The 17,410-nt window shown below is 57.8% G+C and carries 15 protein-coding genes; 7 read left to right on the forward strand and 8 right to left on the reverse strand.

Features of this window, described 5'->3' with window-relative positions; translation table 11 throughout:
* The first annotated feature begins 35 nt into the window (after positions 1–35).
* Entirely contained in the window at positions 36–1,397 is a 1,362-nt protein-coding gene (gene degQ / locus ACMGEE_RS10390; protein WP_253457839.1) for a serine endoprotease DegQ, read from the forward strand.
* Between the two features lie 77 nt (positions 1,398–1,474).
* Positions 1,475–2,533, forward strand: coding sequence for an outer membrane-stress sensor serine endopeptidase DegS (gene degS / locus ACMGEE_RS10395; protein ID WP_253457837.1), 1,059 nt, complete (start codon positions 1,475–1,477; stop codon positions 2,531–2,533).
* 35 nt (positions 2,534–2,568) lie between these two features.
* On the opposite strand, the gene mdh is transcribed toward degS, so the two are convergent.
* Positions 2,569–3,504, reverse strand: coding sequence for a malate dehydrogenase (gene mdh, locus ACMGEE_RS10400; RefSeq protein ID WP_253457834.1), 936 nt, complete (start codon positions 3,502–3,504; stop codon positions 2,569–2,571).
* 416 nt (positions 3,505–3,920) lie between these two features.
* Between mdh and argR the strand changes: the two genes are divergently transcribed.
* The 4 genes from argR (at position 3,921) to yhcN (ACMGEE_RS10420) (ending at position 5,769) form a co-directional block, all read left to right on the forward strand.
* Positions 3,921–4,391 (forward strand): transcriptional regulator ArgR, encoded by a 471-nt coding sequence (gene argR / locus ACMGEE_RS10405; RefSeq protein ID WP_125287067.1) that lies wholly within the window; start codon positions 3,921–3,923, stop codon positions 4,389–4,391.
* Between the two features lie 410 nt (positions 4,392–4,801).
* Positions 4,802–5,065 (forward strand): peroxide/acid stress response protein YhcN, encoded by a 264-nt coding sequence (gene yhcN, locus ACMGEE_RS10410; protein WP_253457832.1) that lies wholly within the window; start codon positions 4,802–4,804, stop codon positions 5,063–5,065.
* 84 nt (positions 5,066–5,149) lie between these two features.
* Positions 5,150–5,419, forward strand: a complete 270-nt coding sequence (yhcN, locus tag ACMGEE_RS10415) for a peroxide/acid stress response protein YhcN (RefSeq protein ID WP_253457830.1) — start codon at positions 5,150–5,152, stop codon at positions 5,417–5,419.
* 92 nt (positions 5,420–5,511) lie between these two features.
* Positions 5,512–5,769, forward strand: coding sequence for a peroxide/acid stress response protein YhcN (gene yhcN / locus ACMGEE_RS10420; protein WP_253457828.1), 258 nt, complete (start codon positions 5,512–5,514; stop codon positions 5,767–5,769).
* 72 nt (positions 5,770–5,841) lie between these two features.
* Here yhcN (ACMGEE_RS10420) and ACMGEE_RS10425 read toward each other — a convergent pair whose 3' ends face one another.
* From ACMGEE_RS10425 to aaeX, 5 genes are all read right to left on the reverse strand, one after another.
* A complete protein-coding gene (locus ACMGEE_RS10425; protein WP_253457826.1) occupies positions 5,842–6,111 on the reverse strand; it encodes a barstar family protein in 270 nt (89 codons plus the stop codon).
* Positions 6,112–6,161: 50 nt separating this feature from the next.
* Positions 6,162–7,613 carry an NAD-dependent succinate-semialdehyde dehydrogenase gene (locus ACMGEE_RS10430; RefSeq protein ID WP_301250735.1) on the reverse strand — a complete coding sequence of 484 codons (1,452 nt, stop codon included), beginning with the start codon at positions 7,611–7,613 and terminating at the stop codon, positions 6,162–6,164.
* 91 nt (positions 7,614–7,704) lie between these two features.
* Positions 7,705–9,660, reverse strand: a complete 1,956-nt coding sequence (gene aaeB / locus ACMGEE_RS10435; protein ID WP_253457823.1) for a p-hydroxybenzoic acid efflux pump subunit AaeB — start codon at positions 9,658–9,660, stop codon at positions 7,705–7,707.
* Between the two features lie 5 nt (positions 9,661–9,665).
* Positions 9,666–10,598, reverse strand: coding sequence for a p-hydroxybenzoic acid efflux pump subunit AaeA (gene aaeA / locus ACMGEE_RS10440; protein WP_253457821.1), 933 nt, complete (start codon positions 10,596–10,598; stop codon positions 9,666–9,668).
* A 7-nt stretch (positions 10,599–10,605) separates the two neighbouring features.
* Entirely contained in the window at positions 10,606–10,809 is a 204-nt protein-coding gene (aaeX, locus tag ACMGEE_RS10445) for a p-hydroxybenzoic acid efflux pump operon protein AaeX (RefSeq protein WP_034890367.1), read from the reverse strand.
* 268 nt (positions 10,810–11,077) lie between these two features.
* Between aaeX and aaeR the strand changes: the two genes are divergently transcribed.
* Positions 11,078–11,995 carry an HTH-type transcriptional activator AaeR gene (gene aaeR, locus ACMGEE_RS10450; RefSeq protein ID WP_125287059.1) on the forward strand — a complete coding sequence of 306 codons (918 nt, stop codon included), beginning with the start codon at positions 11,078–11,080 and terminating at the stop codon, positions 11,993–11,995.
* 44 nt (positions 11,996–12,039) lie between these two features.
* On the opposite strand, the gene tldD is transcribed toward aaeR, so the two are convergent.
* Positions 12,040–13,485 carry a metalloprotease TldD gene (gene tldD, locus ACMGEE_RS10455; RefSeq protein WP_125287058.1) on the reverse strand — a complete coding sequence of 482 codons (1,446 nt, stop codon included), beginning with the start codon at positions 13,483–13,485 and terminating at the stop codon, positions 12,040–12,042.
* Between the two features lie 82 nt (positions 13,486–13,567).
* Entirely contained in the window at positions 13,568–17,344 is a 3,777-nt protein-coding gene (gene yhdP / locus ACMGEE_RS10460) for an AsmA2 domain-containing protein YhdP (protein WP_436829999.1), read from the reverse strand.
* Between the last annotated feature and the right edge of the window lie 66 nt (positions 17,345–17,410).

Raw genomic sequence — 17,410 nt, forward strand, 5'->3', positions numbered from 1 at the left:
CGGATGCTCTCCCCCACTTTTTGCGAGTCTTAGCGATGAAGAAATCATTACTGTTGAGCGCATTAGCCCTGAGTATCAGCATGGGTTCAGCTCCGGCGGCGCAGGCCACGCTGCCGGCACAAATTCAGGGGCAGCCGCTGCCCAGCCTGGCGCCGATGCTGGAAAAAGTGCTGCCTGCGGTGGTCAGCGTCCACGTGGCGGGCACGCAGCCGACGCAAACGCAGGAAATTCCCGAGCAGCTGAAACGCTTTTTCGGGCAGGAAGGTCAGGACGGCGGCGACAGCAGCCAGCCTTTTGAAGGCCTGGCGTCCGGCGTGGTCATTAACGCCGAAAAGGGCTATATCCTTACCAATAATCATGTGGTTAACGGCGCGGATAAAATCAGCGTCCAGCTGAGCGACGGCCGGGAATTTGACGCTAAGCTTATTGGCCACGACGAACAGACCGATATCGCGCTGATCCAGGTCAGCGGCGCCAAAGGCCTGACGCAGGTGAAAGTGGCCGATTCCGACCAGCTGAAGGTCGGCGACTTCGCGGTGGCGATCGGCAATCCGTTCGGCCTTGGCCAGACGGCCACATCCGGCATCGTGTCGGCGCTGGGACGCAGCGGGCTGAATCTGGAAGGGCTGGAAAACTTTATTCAGACCGATGCGGCGATCAATCGCGGCAACTCCGGCGGCGCGCTGGTTAATCTTAACGGCGAACTGATCGGCATTAACACCGCTATTCTCTCTTCTGCCGGCGGCAATATCGGTATCGGCTTCGCTATTCCGGGCAATATGGCGATGAATCTGGCGCAGCAGCTGATCGAGTTTGGCGAGGTGAAACGCGGCCAGCTGGGTATTAAAGGCACGGAGATGACGGCGGAGATGGCGAAAGCCTTTAACGTTGACGCCCAGCGCGGCGCTTTCGTCAATGAAGTGCTGCCAGGCTCGGCGGCGGCTAAAGCCGGCATCAAAGCGGGCGATATTATTACCTCGCTGGATGACAAGCCGGTGGAAAGCTTTGCCGCGCTGCGGGTGAAAATTGGCACCACCGCGCCGGGCAAAGAGGTGAAGGTAGGCCTGTTGCGCGACGGCAAGCCGCAGACGCTGACCGTGAAGCTGGATAACAGCACCCAAACCGCCAGCACAGAGCTGCTGAACCCTGCGCTACAGGGCGCGACCTTGAGCGACGGCGCGGCGAAAGACGGCACCAAAGGCGTCAGCGTGGACAGCGTCGATAAAGGCACGCCGGCCGCGCAGTTCGGCCTGCAAAAAGACGATATTATCGTCGGACTTAACCGCACACGCGTTGAAAATCTTGCCGACCTGCGCAAGCAGCTGGCGGCAAAACCTTCGCTGCTGGCGCTGAATGTTATCCGCAACGGTGAAAGCCTCTACCTGCTTTTACGCTAAAACTTCGGGCGGACACCTGCGCGTCCGCCCGACTCATGTTATCCTGCCCATCGTCTATTCATTCATCAGTTAAAGCCATGTTTCCTAAACTTATGCGTTCAGTGCTTCTTGGCCTGGTGGTAGCGGGCCTGCTGCTGGTCGCGCTGCCCGCGCTGCGCATCGGCAATAATTTTTTTACGCTAAAAGATGACAGCGCCAGCCAGAAGCCCGTCAGCTATAACGACGCCGTGCGCCGCGCCGCGCCTGCGGTGGTGAACGTCTATAATCGCAGCGCCAACGCGTCGGCCCATAACCTGGAAATCCGCACGCTGGGCTCGGGCGTGATTATGGACGGGCGGGGCTATATCCTGACCAACAAGCATGTGATTAACGATGCCGATCAGATTATCGTCGCGCTGCAGGATGGCCGAATTTTTGAAGCCATGCTGGTAGGCTCGGACAGCCTGACCGATCTGGCCGTGCTGAAGATCACCGCTTCCGGCCTGCCGGTTATTCCTGTTAATCCTAAGCGAGTGGCGCATATCGGCGATCTGGTGATGGCGATAGGCAACCCTTACAACATTGGCCAGACGGTTACGCAGGGCATCATCAGCGCGACCGGCCGCGTAGGCCTCAGCCCTTCCCGTTATCAGAACTTCCTGCAAACCGATGCCTCTATTAATAAAGGCAACTCCGGCGGCGCGCTGATTAACTCACTGGGCGAACTGATGGGCATTAACACGCTGTCGTTCGATAAAAGCAACGATGGCGAAACGCCGGAAGGCATCGGTTTTGCCATCCCTACCGCGCTGGCGGCGAAAATCATGGACAAGCTTATCCGCGACGGCCGCGTTATCCGTGGGTTTATCGGCATCAGCGGACGTGAAATTCCGCAAATGCATGGCCAGAACGGCAGCATCGATCACGTTCAGGGCATTGTGGTGACCAACGTGGCGCAGGGCGGGCCGGCGGCGAAAGCAGGCCTGCAGGTGAACGACGTCATCGTCAGCGTGAACCATAAGCCTGCGGTTTCCGCGCTGGAAACCATGGACCAGGTGGCGGAAATCCGTCCGGGAACGGCGATTGATGTGGATATTTTGCGTAACGATCGCAAGATGACGCTGCAAATTACCGTACTGGAATATCCGGGCAGCTAAACGGCAAGGGCCAGCGAAAGCTGGCCCTGAGTGGCTTACTTCACGAACTCTTCGCCCTGAGCGATATCTTTCTTCAGCGTCTCCAGCATGTTCTGTAGCGCCTGCTCTTCAAACGTACTTAAAGCGCCGATGGGCTTACGCTCCGCAACGCCGTTTTTCCCCAGCAGCAGCGGCTGAGCGAAAAAGCGAGCATGCGCGCCGTCGCCTTCAACGTAGGCGCACTCCACCACGTTGCTTTCACCCTGTAGGGCACGCACCAGCGACAGACCAAATTTCGCTGCGGCCTGGCCCATTGACAGCGTGGCAGACCCGCCGCCGGCTTTTGCCTCAACCACTTCTGTACCCGCGTTCTGGATACGTTTAGTCAGATCGGCCACTTCCTGATCCGTAAAGCTTACGCCCGGCACCTGCGACAGCAGCGGCAGGATAGTGACGCCGGAATGGCCGCCAATCACCGGCACGTTCAGCGCCGCCGGATCTTTGCCCTTCAGCTCGGCGACAAAGGTATTGGAGCGGATAATATCCAGCGTGGTCACGCCGAACAGTTTGTTCTTGTCATAGACGCCCGCTTTTTTCAGCACCTCGGCGGCGATAGCCACGGTGGTGTTAACGGGGTTAGTAATGATGCCGATCAGCGCTTTTGGACAGGTAGCGGCGACCTGCTCAATCAGATTGCGCACGATACCGGCGTTAACATTAAACAGGTCTGCGCGGTCCATACCAGGCTTACGCGCTACGCCTGCGGAGATCAGGACTACGTCAGCGCCCTGCAAGGCTGGCGTCGCGTCTTCACCGCTAAAGCCTTTGATTTTCACCGCAGTAGGGATGTGGCTCAGATCGACAGCCACGCCGGGCGTCACGGGAGCGATATCGTACAGTGAGAGATCTGAACCTGCCGGAAGCTGGGTTTTAAGCAGAAGAGCAAGGGCCTGGCCAATGCCGCCAGCCGCGCCGAGAACTGCAACTTTCATCCTAAACTCCTTATTATTTTGAGGGGGAAGTGCCGTGGAATCATTTGCTTATGAGCATATCTGACCTGCGAGGCCTGAGCGACAGCATTTACCCTCATGCACGACGGCGCATCATACAGGATAAAGCGACAGAGACTGACCGCAATATGCCCGGTAAGGCCATTCGAGGCTGCAGGCAACGCGGTCAACGTTACACTACACCGTTAATACTTAGCCAAACAACATCAATTTTATAACAATCTGTTCACTTATTGTGCGCGACGTCGCGGAATAAGGCGAATTTTTCACGGCCGCGATCTGGCAACGAACGTTAACAGGGTGTAAAAAAGAGGCTTAATTTGCATAAAAATGCAAAAAAATGCATAATAAGAAGTTATCCCAGCCGGGAATTCTCTTGCGACCTTTAGCGAAAAACTATGCGTAATCCAGCAAAACAAGAAGATCTGATTAAGGCGTTTAAAGCCTTATTAAAAGAAGAAAAATTTAGCTCGCAGGGCGAGATCGTCACTGCGCTCCAGGAACAGGGCTTTGATAATATCAACCAGTCCAAGGTTTCGCGGATGCTGACCCGCTTTGGCGCCGTGCGCACGCGCAACGCCAAAATGGAAATGGTTTACTGTCTGCCTGCCGAGCTGGGCGTGCCGACCACCAGCAGCCCGCTCAAGAATCTGGTGCTTGATATCGATTATAATGACGCGCTGATTGTGATCCATACCAGCCCTGGCGCGGCGCAGCTGATTGCCCGCATGCTGGACTCGCTGGGCAAGCCCGAAGGCATCCTCGGCACCATCGCCGGTGACGACACGATTTTCATTACCCCAGCCCGCCACGTTACCATCAGACACCTGCGTGATTCCGTCCTGAAATTATTCGATCAGGAACTATAAGCCGCCGGTTTTTATGCAGTTCTTTATCGTTTTCCCCGCGCGCCGGCGACCGTTGGCGCGTTGTCTTTTCTCTCTCCACTCCGTTAAAAACAGCATAATCCACTGGCTTATTGCGCTGACATCGCCGTTAAACTTTATGGACTCCCGTCTCGCAGTGTGATCTGCCACAAAGAAGCGCACAAATAGTTAAATTGATCTATCTCAATGTTTTTACGCATATTTAACGCAGCCAGAGCAACTTATAAGCGTTTTTTATAACTGAACGTTATTAAAAAGTGGTTAACGGCTTAAATATCGCAACAAAACATTATTAGCCTGCTATTAATATTTTACGTTATCAGATCTATAATCCTTTTCGTGATGTGAATCACACTAACAACACGATAAAAATAATGACGAGGAAAATTTTCATGAACGTAAAAACTACCGTGGCTGCCGCCAGCCTGCTCTCTCTGCTCTCTTTTGGTGCTTTTGCAGCTGAATCTGTTAACGCGGATCAGGCGCAAAACATGCAATCGATCGGCACCGTTAGCGTGAGCGGCGTCAGCGCATCCCCTATGGATATCAATGCCCAGCTGAGCCAGAAAGCCGACGCTCAGGGCGCTAAAGCCTACCGTGTGGTCGAGGCCTATTTAAACGGCAACTATCACGCTACGGCTGAGCTGTACAAATAATCAACCTAACTCTGACGATAACCCCAAGAATAATAAAAGTTTTTTAGCCCTTTCGGTTATCGCCCTACTTCTGGAGCATCTGTTATGAACACGAAATTTACTATCGCCGCACTAAGCCTGGCTTCCGTTCTCTCTTTCGGCGCCAGCGCTGCCAACCTGGTAACCGATCAGCAGGTTGCCAACGAAAATCTGCAGTCTATGGGTACCATCAGCGTTAGCGGCATCGACGGCGCGCCAACCACCATCCGTCAGCAGCTTTCACAGAAAGCCGACGAACAGGGCGCGAAATCGTATCGGGTGATTGAGGCCTACAACAACGGCAACTATCACGCGACCGCAGAACTTTATAAATAAGATGGGCGACGGGCAGGCGTAAAGCCTGCCGCTATATCGACGACCTGACAGGTTTCAGACGCGGGTTGTTGAGGACAATGAGGAAGAAAATCATGAAAACAACTTTAGCCGTATTAAGCCTGCTCTCCGTACTTTCCTTCGGCGCTTCAGCTGCACAGCTGGTTAACGCAGAGCAATCGCAGCATCTACAATCCGCCGGCACCATTTCATTAGGCGGCGTGGCGGGCGCACCGATGGATATTCGTCAGCAGCTGTCGCAGAAAGCGGATGAACAAGGCGCCAGCGCCTATCGCGTTATCGAAGCGCGCAACGACAACACCTGGCACGTCACCGCCGAGCTGTATAAGTAATTCCTCGTCACCGTTACCCTGACGGTTATATGACGAACCTTTTGGCCCCGTTCGCCGGGGCCTTTTTTCGTTTCAGCGCACGTTAAATCGTAGCTGCCCTTCCAGCTCTTCCTCCGCTTCGTCAAACAGCAGGATCAACGCGCCGTAGCGCCGTCTCTGGCCTGTGCCAAGATGCACAAATTCGATCTCCAGCGGCAACGGCAGCGATCTGTCGCTCACCACTTCCCACAGGCTGTCCAAATCGGTAATAAGCCGATCGCCCAGTGAAAAACGATCGCTGAACTGTCGGAAGAAGTGCGCCTGATCCACGATTTCATTAAAATCAAAAATTTCTGTTCTCATACTGCCGCTCCACAGGAAAACGGTCGGGCGACGCGTGGCCGCCCGGTGAGTTACAGTCCCCCGATATGCAGGGCTTTGACCTCTAAAAACTCTTCCAGTCCCAGCACCGATCCTTCCCGTCCCAGCCCGGACTCTTTCACGCCGCCAAAAGGCGCCAGCTCGGTGGATACCGCGCACTCATTGATGCCGATCATGCCGCTTTCCAGCGCCGCCGCTACGCGGAAGATGCGCTGGACATCACGGGTATAGAAATAGGCTGCCAGACCAAATTCGGTATCGTTGGCGCGGCGGATTACCTCTTCTTCGCTGTCAAAGCGGAAACAGGCGGCGACCGGGCCGAACGTTTCCTCTTTGGCCAGCTTCATGTTTTCATTGGCTTCGGCAATCACCGTCGGCTGCCAGAAATTGCCGCCGAGCGCGTGCCGGTCGCCGCCGACGACAATCTTGCCGCCTTTCGCTTTGGCGTCTTTAACATGCTCTTCCACCTTATCTACGGCAGAAGCCTCAATCAGCGGCCCGACAATCACCCCTTCTTCCATGCCGTTACCCACCTTCAGCTTGCCTACCTCTTCCGCCAGCTGGCTGACAAAGCGGTCGTAAACGCTGTTGTGAATAAAGAAGCGGTTAACGCTGACGCAAACCTGGCCCGCGTTGCGGAACTTGTTGGCGATGGCACCTTTAACGGCGGCGTCGATATCCGCATCCTCAAAGACGATATAGGGCGCGTTGCCGCCCAGCTCCATCGACACTTTTTTCATCGTCTCAGCGGCGTTACGCATCAGCAGCTTGCCGACTTCCGTTGAACCGGTGAAAGAGATTTTCCTGACCGTCGAACTGGCCATAATGGCTTCGCTGATGGCTTTGGTATCGCCCGCCACCGCGTTCAGCACGCCGTCCGGCACGCCCGCTTTTTTCGCCAGCGCCACCAGAGCAAAAGCCGACAGCGGCGTGTTATTAGCGGGTTTGATAATGCCGGTGCAGCCTGCGGCCAGCGCGGGGCCAAGCTTGCGCGTCAGCATTGCCATCGGGAAATTCCAGGGCGTAATAGCAGCGACCACGCCGATGGGTTCGCGCGTCGCCAGAATGCGCGATCCCGCTTTGGCCGGCGGAATGATTTCACCGTTAGCGCGCTTTGCCTGCTCGGCAAACCACTGAATAAAGCTGGCGGCGTACTCGACTTCACCCTCGGCTTCTTTCACGGGCTTGCCCTGCTCCGCCGTCATCAGTTTGCCCAGCCAGGCTTTGTTGTCGATAATCAGCTGATACCAGCGGTAAAGGATTTCGCTACGCTCTTTAGCGGTTTTCGCCCGCCAGGCGGGAAAGGCTTTGGCGGCGGCGGCAATCGCCCGTTCGGTTTCGTCTTTTCCGGCGCGCGCGACCTGAGTAATGACTTCACCGGTGGCCGGGTTCAGTACGTCAAAGGTTGCGCCGCCCTGCTGCCATTGACCGTCGATAAAAAAGCCGGTCTGAAATAAGTCGTTGTCCTGAAGCGAGTTGCTCATACTGTTCTCCCATTGGATTACCGTTGGGATAAGTATAGATGGCGGCCTGCATGACAGGCCGCAAGAAGGGCAAGAAGCGGAGATCTCTTAATCAGATTTGCAGCAGCGTGGTCTGATATTTTTTCAACATGCTCGCCAGGCGCTGCACGGGCTCGGTGACGCTTAGCGGCGCCTCGTAATGCACCAGCTTTTCCTGATAGATAGCCAGTTCCGCCAGCAGCCGCTCGAAGTAGTGGCGTCGTTTGGCGTCGCTGCCTGCCGAAATAACCCGATCCGCCGTATGCCGCAGCTGCTTGTGGAAAGCAGAAAGATCGCTGTTAACCGGGATATCGGCATCGCGCAGGCGCTGGTGTCCGATAATCAACGTCAGCGCGATACGAAACTTGTTGATATCGCCTGGAAAAAGATTCAGCAACATAAACAGCTGCTGGTACAGCGCCGGCAGATGGTTCTCGCGACGGCGGGCCTGATTGGTGGTCATGGCCGCCACGGCGGAATACATAAAGCGGTTCAGCAGCGTGCGTCCGGTCCGCGCTTTTGAGGTGTCGCGAATAAGCAAAATGACCAGCAGCGCCAGGAAACAGCCGATCGCCTGACCGAGTGCGTTATCCAGGAAGGCGCTGACGTTAAAGGTCATGGGATTGTCCAGCGTCAGGATATTGATGGTGCCGACCAGCGCGCCCAGCGTGCCGATCTGACGGCGCTGAATAAGGATGCCGCCGATAAAGGCCATCACGCCCAGGCAGAGGCAGAGCAGCAGCATACTTTGCTGCGTGGCGGGCATCAGCACCATGTAATAGAGCGCCCCTAAGGGGATCGCCACCATCATGCCGTACAGAAAATCCTTCGCCATCATCAGCGGGTTCGGCATCCTCATCGCCAGCGCGGTGATCACCGCGAGCATCACCATTGCGCCGCTGCCCGATGTCCAGCCGCTCCACAGCCAGAACAGCGAACCGACCGCCGTGGCGACAAAAGTGCGCACGCCGTTGATCAGCGCGTGGCGCGTTTCCGCCGAGCGCATTTTTACCACCGGCTCGCCATCCAGCACTTCTTCTTCCATGCCGCTGATGCTGCTGTTGGTTTTTATGCCTTTCAGCAGCAGCAAATAGCGTGAAGCCGCGCCGACCCAGTTGCTGACGGTGACCGGCGTATTTTTGCTGCCGCTGGCGGTGATCACGCGGCGCATAATTTTCATGCGCTTATGGATATCGGCGACGTTCTCAACCGGCTTTTCAAAGAAAAGGTGAAACTGAGGCGGCACATATTCCTGACGAGTATTCTGGATCAGAAAAGTTTCGCAGGCCTGGGTAATCAAGGTCAGCGACAGCGTATTTAACGCGCGCAGTCGCCTGTCCGCTCGCTGCCAGTGGCCTGACTCCATCATCAGATGGGTACGCATTCCGTTCAGCGCGGTGGTGCGACGCACCAGATCGGTCCAGGCTTTGTCGACCTCTTCTTTGTCGCCGTGCGCCACGCAAAGCTGCATCAGCTTGTACTGATCCACCAGCAGCCCGTCGATAGCGCGATCGATATCCTGTTTGATGGAGCGCGGCGAAAACAGCATGTCGGCCAGAATGGCGCAGACGATGCCGATAATGATTTCGCTACAGCGCTCGACGGCAAACTGCGGCGCCAGCAGCACCGAGCCGTTAGCGTCCAGGCTGACCACGATAATCAGCGCCGTATAGCCCGCCAGGCCCAGCGCATAGGAGTTTTCAACTTTGATTAAGGAGGAAAGCCAGACGCAGAAACCGGCCCACAGACAGCACAGCAGCAGCATCACCACCGGCGCGCGGATGGTGGCGATCATAATCGTCAGCGCGGCCAGGCAGCCGATAAAGGTGCCGATAATACGCAGCATCCCGCGATGGCGCAGCGCGCCGGAGAAAGGATCGCCGCCCGCGGCAAAGGCCGTGCCGCCTGCGACGATACAGGCGGTCATTACCGCCCAGCGCGGCGTTTCCAGATTAAAGTGAAAGCCGATCAGCAACGCCAGCAGAATGGCGAAGGTCAGCTTGATCGGAAACCGCAGTTGATACCACATGGCGCTTAGCCGAACTCACGCAGGCGGTGCATCAGCTTCATCGCTGGCGACATCTCCTGCGGCTGACGATCCTGAGCGCCCGTCACAATCACGGTTGCCGTCGTGCCGGCAGGATAAAGATTGCCCTGCTGCTGGTCGAGATGAATACGTACCGGCACGCGCTGCGCCAGACGCACCCACTCCAGGTTGGAATCGATGGTCGCCATGCCTTTGCTGTCGACGGTGCTGCTGCTGTTGGTCACGCCAGCGGCCACGCTGTCAACGGTGCCCTGCAGCACGCGGTTGCTGCCCAGCGGCGTGATCTCCACGCGATAGCCGGGACGCACGCCTTCCAGCTTGGTTTCTTCCATATAGGCCAGCACGTAGAAGGTGTGCTGCTGCACCAGCGCCACGGCGGTAGAGCCGCGCGTGATAAATTCGCCGCGATAGACGTTCAGGTTAGTGATCCAGCCGTCCGCCGGGGCTTTGACCACGGTACGCTCCAGATCCAGCTTCGCGGTATCGCGCGTGGCGACGGCTTTCGCCAGCTGGTGTTCCGTAGTCTGGTAATCGCTGTTGGCCTGCTCGATAGCCTCACGCGACATAGCAGAGACGCCGAGCTGATTGCGGCGGCCTGCCTCACGGCGTTTTTCACTGACCAATGCCTGGTAATAGGCCACGTCCGCTTCCGCCTGGTTCAGCGCCTGCTGATAGCGCGGCTGATCGACCACGAACAGCACCTGGTCCTTTTTCACCAGCTGGTTATCCCGCACGCGCACGTCGGTGATCAGGCCGCTGACGTCTGGCGCGATAGCGACCACGTCCGCCGTGAATTTTGCGTCGCGCGTCCACGGCGATTCTGTGTAGTAAACCCAGACGTGGAAAATACCAACAACGGCAATGACCACCAGGATAAGGGTGATGGCAAACCGGGAAATTTTTCTTGTTAACGCTTTCACTGTGACCTCAGACAAACAATCGGGAAACCAGGTAGAACAGGCAGCAGTAGAGTGCTGTATTAAATAACGCAGGATGCCAGACCAGGTCATAGATCCCGGTGGGCGTAAGCAAACGACGCACCAGCCAGAACAGCATCAATGACACGATAATCTCAAAAAATATGGGCGGGAAGGAGAGCCCAAATATCACAATAACCGGAAGCACGCTCATCTCTTATCCTTGTCGGGTTTACCGGGCGCTCCGCCACAAAAAAACGGCCGCCCCGGACAGGGTGGCTGCTGCTCTACGGATGATGATGTCAGATTAACCGCAGACGGTCTTATCAAAAACCGGCGCTGTATGAATAATAGCGTATTCAGGCGTCAGCATTTCGGCGAGTTGAGTTACGGAATGGTAACCCGGCGATGCTATAGTAACGCGGCTGACTATCTGTTTTCTACCAAATGTGATCTAAATCACTTTTAAGCCAGAGTTAATAATGGAAAGAATGAAGGGCATGTCCGTGTTTGCGCGTGTGGTGGAGCTGGGCTCTTTTACCGCTGCCGCCAACCATCTGCAAATGAGCGTTTCCGCCGTCAGCCAGATCGTGGCGAAGCTGGAGGATGAGCTACAGGTCAAGCTGCTGAACCGCAGCACGCGCAGCCTGGGCCTGACCGAAGCCGGAAAAATCTATTTCCAGGGCTGCCGCAGGATGATGTCGGAAGCGCAGCAGGTGCACGAGCAGCTGTACGCCTTCAACAATACGCCGATCGGCACGCTGCGCATCGGCAGCTCTTCGACCATGGCGCAGAACGTGCTGGCGAATATGACCGCCGAGATGCTGAAAGAATATCCTGGCCTGACGGTGAACCTGGTTACCGGCATCCCTGCGCCCGACCTGATCGCCGACGGGCTGGATCTGGTGATCCGCGTTGGCGCGCTGCGCGATTCCAGCCTGTTCTCTCGCCGCCTTGGCTCAATGCCGATGGTGGTCTGCGCCGCCAAAAGCTATCTGGCGCAGCACGGTACGCCGGAAAAGCCTTCGGATATCGGCAACTTTTCCTGGCTGGAGTACAGCGTGCGGCCCGACAACGATTTTGAGCTGACGTCGCCGGAAGGCCTCGCCATTCGCCTTTCGCCGCAGGGACGCTTCGCCACCAACGATTCGCAAACGCTTATCCGCTGGCTGGTGGCCGGAACGGGCATCGCCTACGTGCCGCTGATGTGGATCATTGACGAGATCAACGCCGGTAAAATCGAGATCCTGTTTGCGCACTATCAGTCCGATCCCCGGCCGGTTTATGCGGTTTATACGCAGAAGGACAAGCTGCCGCTGAAGGTACAGGTGTGTATCAATTATCTGACGGATTACTTCCATAAGGTGGCGGACGTGTACCAGGAGTATCGGCAGAAATAAAAAAGGCGAGCCGCTATGGCTCGCCTTTTCGTGGTCGCTATCCGTCAGGCGGTGCCGCCCACGGTCAGCTTATCCAGCTTCAGGGTCGGCTGGCCAACGCCGACCGGCAGGCTTTGCCCTTCTTTGCCGCAAACGCCCACGCCTTTATCCAGCGCGAGGTCGTTGCCTACCATCGAGATTTGCTGCATCGCCTCAATACCGGAACCGATCAGCGTGGCGCCTTTCACCGGTTTGGTCACTTTGCCGTTCTCAATCAGATAGGCTTCCGAGGTCGAGAAAACAAATTTCCCGGAGGTGATATCCACCTGACCGCCGCCGAAGTTTGGCGCATAGAGGCCATACTCGACGCTGGCGATGATATCTTCCGGCGTCGACTTGCCTGCCAGCATATAGGTGTTGGTCATGCGCGGCATCGGCAGATGCGCATAGGATTCGCGGCGGCCGTTGCCGGTAGGCTTAACGCCCATCAGGCGGGCGTTCAGCTTGTCCTGCATATAGCCTTTCAGCACGCCGTTTTCGATCAGCACGTTGTACTGGCCCGGCACGCCTTCGTCATCCACCGCCAGCGACCCGCGCAGGCCTTCGATGGTGCCGTCATCGACCACGGTGCAGAGATCGGACGCCACTTTCTGGCCAATCTGGCCGCTGAACACCGAGGTGCCGCGACGGTTGAAGTCGCCTTCCAGACCGTGACCAACCGCTTCGTGCAGCAGCACGCCAGGCCAGCCCGCGCCCAGCACCACCGGAATGCTGCCCGCCGGCGCCGCGACGGCGCTCAGGTTGACCAGCGCCATCCGCACCGCTTCACGCGCCCAGGCTTCCGCGCGGGTTTCGCCAGACTCGTCGGCCAGGAAAAATTCGTAGCCGAAACGGCCGCCGCCGCCGCTGGAGCCGCGCTCGCGCTTGCCGTTGTCCTCAACCTGCACGCTTATCGACAGGCGAACCAGCGGACGCACGTCGGCCGCCAGCGTGCCGTCGGTGGCCGCCACCAGCACCATCTCGTAAACGCCGCTCAGGCTGGCGCTGACTTCCTGTACACGCTTGTCCGCCGCACGCGCCGCAGAATCCACGCGATGCAGCAGCGCGATTTTCTCTTCACGGGTCAGGCTTTGCAGCGGATCGGCCGTTGGGTAAAGCGGGCGGTTCATTACCGCGCCCAGCGTGTGCGATTTGCCGTTGCCCTGCTCGCGCACAATACTGCGCGCCGCCGTGGCGCTTTGCGTCAAAGCGTTCAGCGTGATCTGATCGGCGTAGGCGAAGCCCGTTTTTTCGCCGCTGATGGCGCGCACGCCGACGCCCTGATCGATGTTCCAGGAGCCGTCTTTGATAATCCTGTCTTCCAGCACCCAGGATTCGTGGTAGCCGGACTGAAAATAGAGGTCGGCGTAGTCCAGCTTGCGTTCCGAGAGCTGACCGAGAAGGGAAAAGAGATCCTGTTGGTTAATATTATTAGCAGTTAGTAACTGTTCACTTACCAGATTCAGACTCATGTATTCTCGCTCTGTTTGGGAGCCAGTCGCCGCTGGCGTCGTAATCTCTATAGCCTGAGGCAATTCCCCGGTCACGTCAAATTCACTTCGCGCTCTTTTCTCGCGGCTTGCGCAGCACTTCGTCAATTTGCGGCTTATCGAGCGGCCCGGAAAGATGGTAGCGCAGCACCGAGATCTTATTCCACAGCGGCGCCAGCGCCTTGCTGGCGGCAAAGACCGCTGCGCCGACCACCGGATTAACGGCGAACGCGGCGGCGACGCCGACGGTCGCGGAAATTTCCGGCGCGACTACCGCTTCCATATCGATTTGCCGTTTCACCAGGTCGATTTTGCCCTGCATGGCGATGTCGGCTTCCAGGCCATCCACCAGCAGGTTATCGGTACGCAGCACGCCCTTTTCAATCCAGGCAGTGCCGTTAATGGAATCAAAATAGAAGCCCTGACTGAAAGTGTCGGTGAAATCAAGGCGCAGCTTGCGCAGCAGCGCATCGAAACTGACCAGCCGCAGCAGCTGGCCGGCGCGGCCGGTATTCACATCGGCAATTTGTCCGGCGCCCATGTGCGATTTCAGCACACCGCTCAGCGTCGCCACCGACGGCTGCCACGGCGCGGCCTGCCAGTGAAGATCGTAATCGATGTTAAACGGCGCATCCCGCAGCGGCGAATTCATGCCGAACCAGTTGGTGGCATCGTCAACTTTTTTGCCGCTGAGCGAGCCTTTCAGCGCCGTGCGCTGCGCGCCCGGCTGGTTGACCCATTCGCCTGCCACCTTCAGTTTTGCGCTGCCGATATCGATCAGGCCGTTTTGCAGCTTTAAGGTATCGCGGGTGTGGCTCAGATCCGCCGCCATCCGGCCGAAGCGCTGGCCGCGCAGCCAGCATTCGTTGCAGCTCAGATTAACGGCGGGCCAGCTGCTGAAATCAACTCCGCTGGCCTGCTCGCCGGAAAACGGCGTGGAGCCGCTGGCCGCTGGCCACTGCGGGTTGTAATAGAGGTAGCTGAGCTGGCCCAGCCACGGCGCGTGCTGTCTCATTACCAACTTGCCGTCGATCTCGCGTCCTTTGGCCTGCACCACGTTTTCGCCCGCTACCGTCTGGCTCAGCGTTGCCTCCAGATCGTGCCAGCGCTGCCCGCCCAGCGTCAGCGCCGGCGTGCGCAGCGTGATATCGCCCGGCAGATAAGCCTGTCCGCCGCCTGCGCCTGTGCCGCCCGCCAGCAGCCCCAGCCAGGCTTCACCATCCAGCGGCGGCAGATTAAGCGTCATGCCTGACGTTGCCGGCAGCGGCGGCGTTTGCGTGGCGTCATTTTCCCAGATGCCGCGATCGACGCGTGGCTTACCCAATAGCCAGCGGCTGTTGAAACGGTGCTTTTCACCTACCGCGCCATGCAGCGTAAAGGCCGACAGATCGCCCTGCGCCTGAACGCGGATCGGCATCGGCGCAGCCCGCTCTTTATCCAGCGGCGAAGGTAAGTTACTGCTTACATTTTTCAGATCGCCGGTCAGCGAGACCTTGTAGTTCGCGCCTCCGCCGTGCGGCAGCGTAATGGCGACCGCGCTTTGCCAGCTGGCGCTGCCGTTCAGTTTTTCGCGCAGCGCCTTCGGCACCGCGTCGATTTTGCCCGGCTGCCAGTCGCCTTTAAGATCGACGCCGATAGCGTAATGCTTTTCGCCTTCCTGGGTAGTAAACGTGACGCCCATCGGCTGCCCGAACCAGCTGGCGGTCAGCGGCTCGCTTTGCAGATTGCCGTTGTCGTAAGTGAAGCGGCCGCTCAGCTGTTTGATGGTGCTGTTAAGCGGTTTAATAAACAGCGAATTATTATGCAGAGCCACATCGCCGCTGGCTTTAACTTCCTGCCCATCCAGCGGGATATTCAAATGTAAGCGACCGCTTACATCGCCGCCGATCTGTAGCTCGTCCAGCGCCGCGCCCAGCGTTGGCTTCAGCGGCGTCTGGTTAAAGTAGCGGCCGATTTCCGTGCCCGCCCCGCTGATATCGCTGTCGATAATCAGCTTTTCTTTCATATAGTCAGGAATAACGGCGGCAACGTTTTTGCCCTGCACGTTGCCCAGCATTGCCCGATCCGCCTTCATAAACAGGCCGTCGTTGATAAAGTTCAGGTTGATATCCAGCTTTTCCAGATCCGGCCAGCCGGGCTGGAAGCGATAGGTCGCCTGACGCAGCGGCACCCAAACCTGGAACATACCGTCGTTATGTTTGAAAGGGAAAAGCTGGGGATTGCCCGCAAACAGCAGCGTGGCGTTTTGCGCCTGCCCGCCTTTGATGGCGCCGCTGAGATAGTCGACCAGTTTGGTGCCCATCAGCGGTTCCGGGAAGTAGCGCCAGGCGTCTGCCGCATCGGTCAGGTTAATGCCGGCCAGAATATCCAGCCGCGGCGCCTGCTCTTTGACCTGCGCCCAGGTGAAGTCGCCCTTCGCCCACAGCGAGCGCGCCTGCACATCCAGATCCCGTCCGGCCAGCGTGACGCCCTGCTCGTCGCTCCGCCAGCTGAAGGCGCCGCTGGCCTGCGCGATTTGCAGCGGCGCGCGGAACATGGTGCCATCGGGCAGCGAGGCATCTTTCAGCCTGAAATTCAGCTTGCCGTCCGTGACGCTGCCGGTAAGCGAGCCGCTAAAATGCTGCATTCCCGGCAGCAGCTCCCAGTGCTGCCAGCTCAGATTTTGCCAGCGGGCCTGAAAGCGGGTTTTCTCCGGCTGCTGTAAAGGAATATCGGCGGCCAGCGCCTGAACTTCGCCGTGCGGCTGCAGCGTGCGCCAGTTAGTCAGCAGCGTCGGCGTCACTTTGGAAAACAGCGGCAGCAGCGCATCGATACGCTCAAGCGCCAGATGGGTGGCGCGTATGCGTAGCTCTTCCGGGCTGGACGAACGTTGCGGCAGCCAGAGCAGCGATACCCGCCCTTTTGGCCAGGCTATGCCGTCGGTATGCAGGCTGGTTCGCGGCATTTCGGCACGCCAGCCCTGCTCAACGCGGCTGATATGGGCGGCGAGGTTATCCACGGTGAAGTGGTGTGCCTCGTTTTCGCCCTGCCATTCCGCGCCGCCTTTCTTTAATAAGATATCGCCGCTGTGGATTTCGCCGTTTTCAAGGCTCATCCAGGCAGCCAGCGAGAAGCGGGCGCTTTTCAGCGTGGTGTTGTCCTGCATCCACTGGCCCAGCCAGGGTTTGACATCCACATCGTCCGCCTGCATCCAGGCGCGCCCGGTATCGAGATAGCCATTGGTGTCGCTGAGATCGAGACGCACCTGTACCACGCCGTGCTGGCCGGTAAAGCTGGACAAACTGACCAGCCCTTCCGCACGGTGACGGTTTTTTTCGTTCAGCCAGGTAAGCTGCGGCATATCCAGCCTGGCGCGCTGCCCGGAAAGCGTCAGAAAACTGATCTGGCTTTGTTGCAAATCGAAGTGGTCAAACTGACGCAGAAAGAGATCGCTGAACTGGCCCGGCTTGAGCTCTACTTTGCCGCTGTCGCCGGCGGTGAGCGGCGTATTGGTGACGAGATCCAGTCGCCAGAAGACGAGATTGCGAAACTGCGGGCGCAGATGCAGCAGCGATTGCCAGACGTCAAAGGCCAGCGAAACGCGATCGACCTTCAGCGAGCCGCCGTCCTTCAGGCCGATATTAAGGGCTTTGATTTCCAGCACCGGGCCGAAATTCTCCCAACGCCCGTTAAGGGAAGCGGCTTCTACCGGCATGTCGATAGCGCTGGAAAGGCGCTGCAGCAGAGGCGTGCGCCAGCTGTTGATATGCGGCATCGCCAGACGCAGGCCGCTGACTATCAGCGCAATAATAACGACGATTATTGCGCCGGTCAGTAGCAAGATCCTCGGCAATTGCCTCACACACCTCTCCTTGATGCCCCACTGCGGGCAATAACTGTATTTATCCCCGGTGGGGCGCGCTGGCTT

Origin of the sequence: Erwinia artemisiae (assembly GCF_051400835.1) — a bacterium.
GTDB lineage: Bacteria > Pseudomonadota > Gammaproteobacteria > Enterobacterales > Enterobacteriaceae > Erwinia > Erwinia aeris.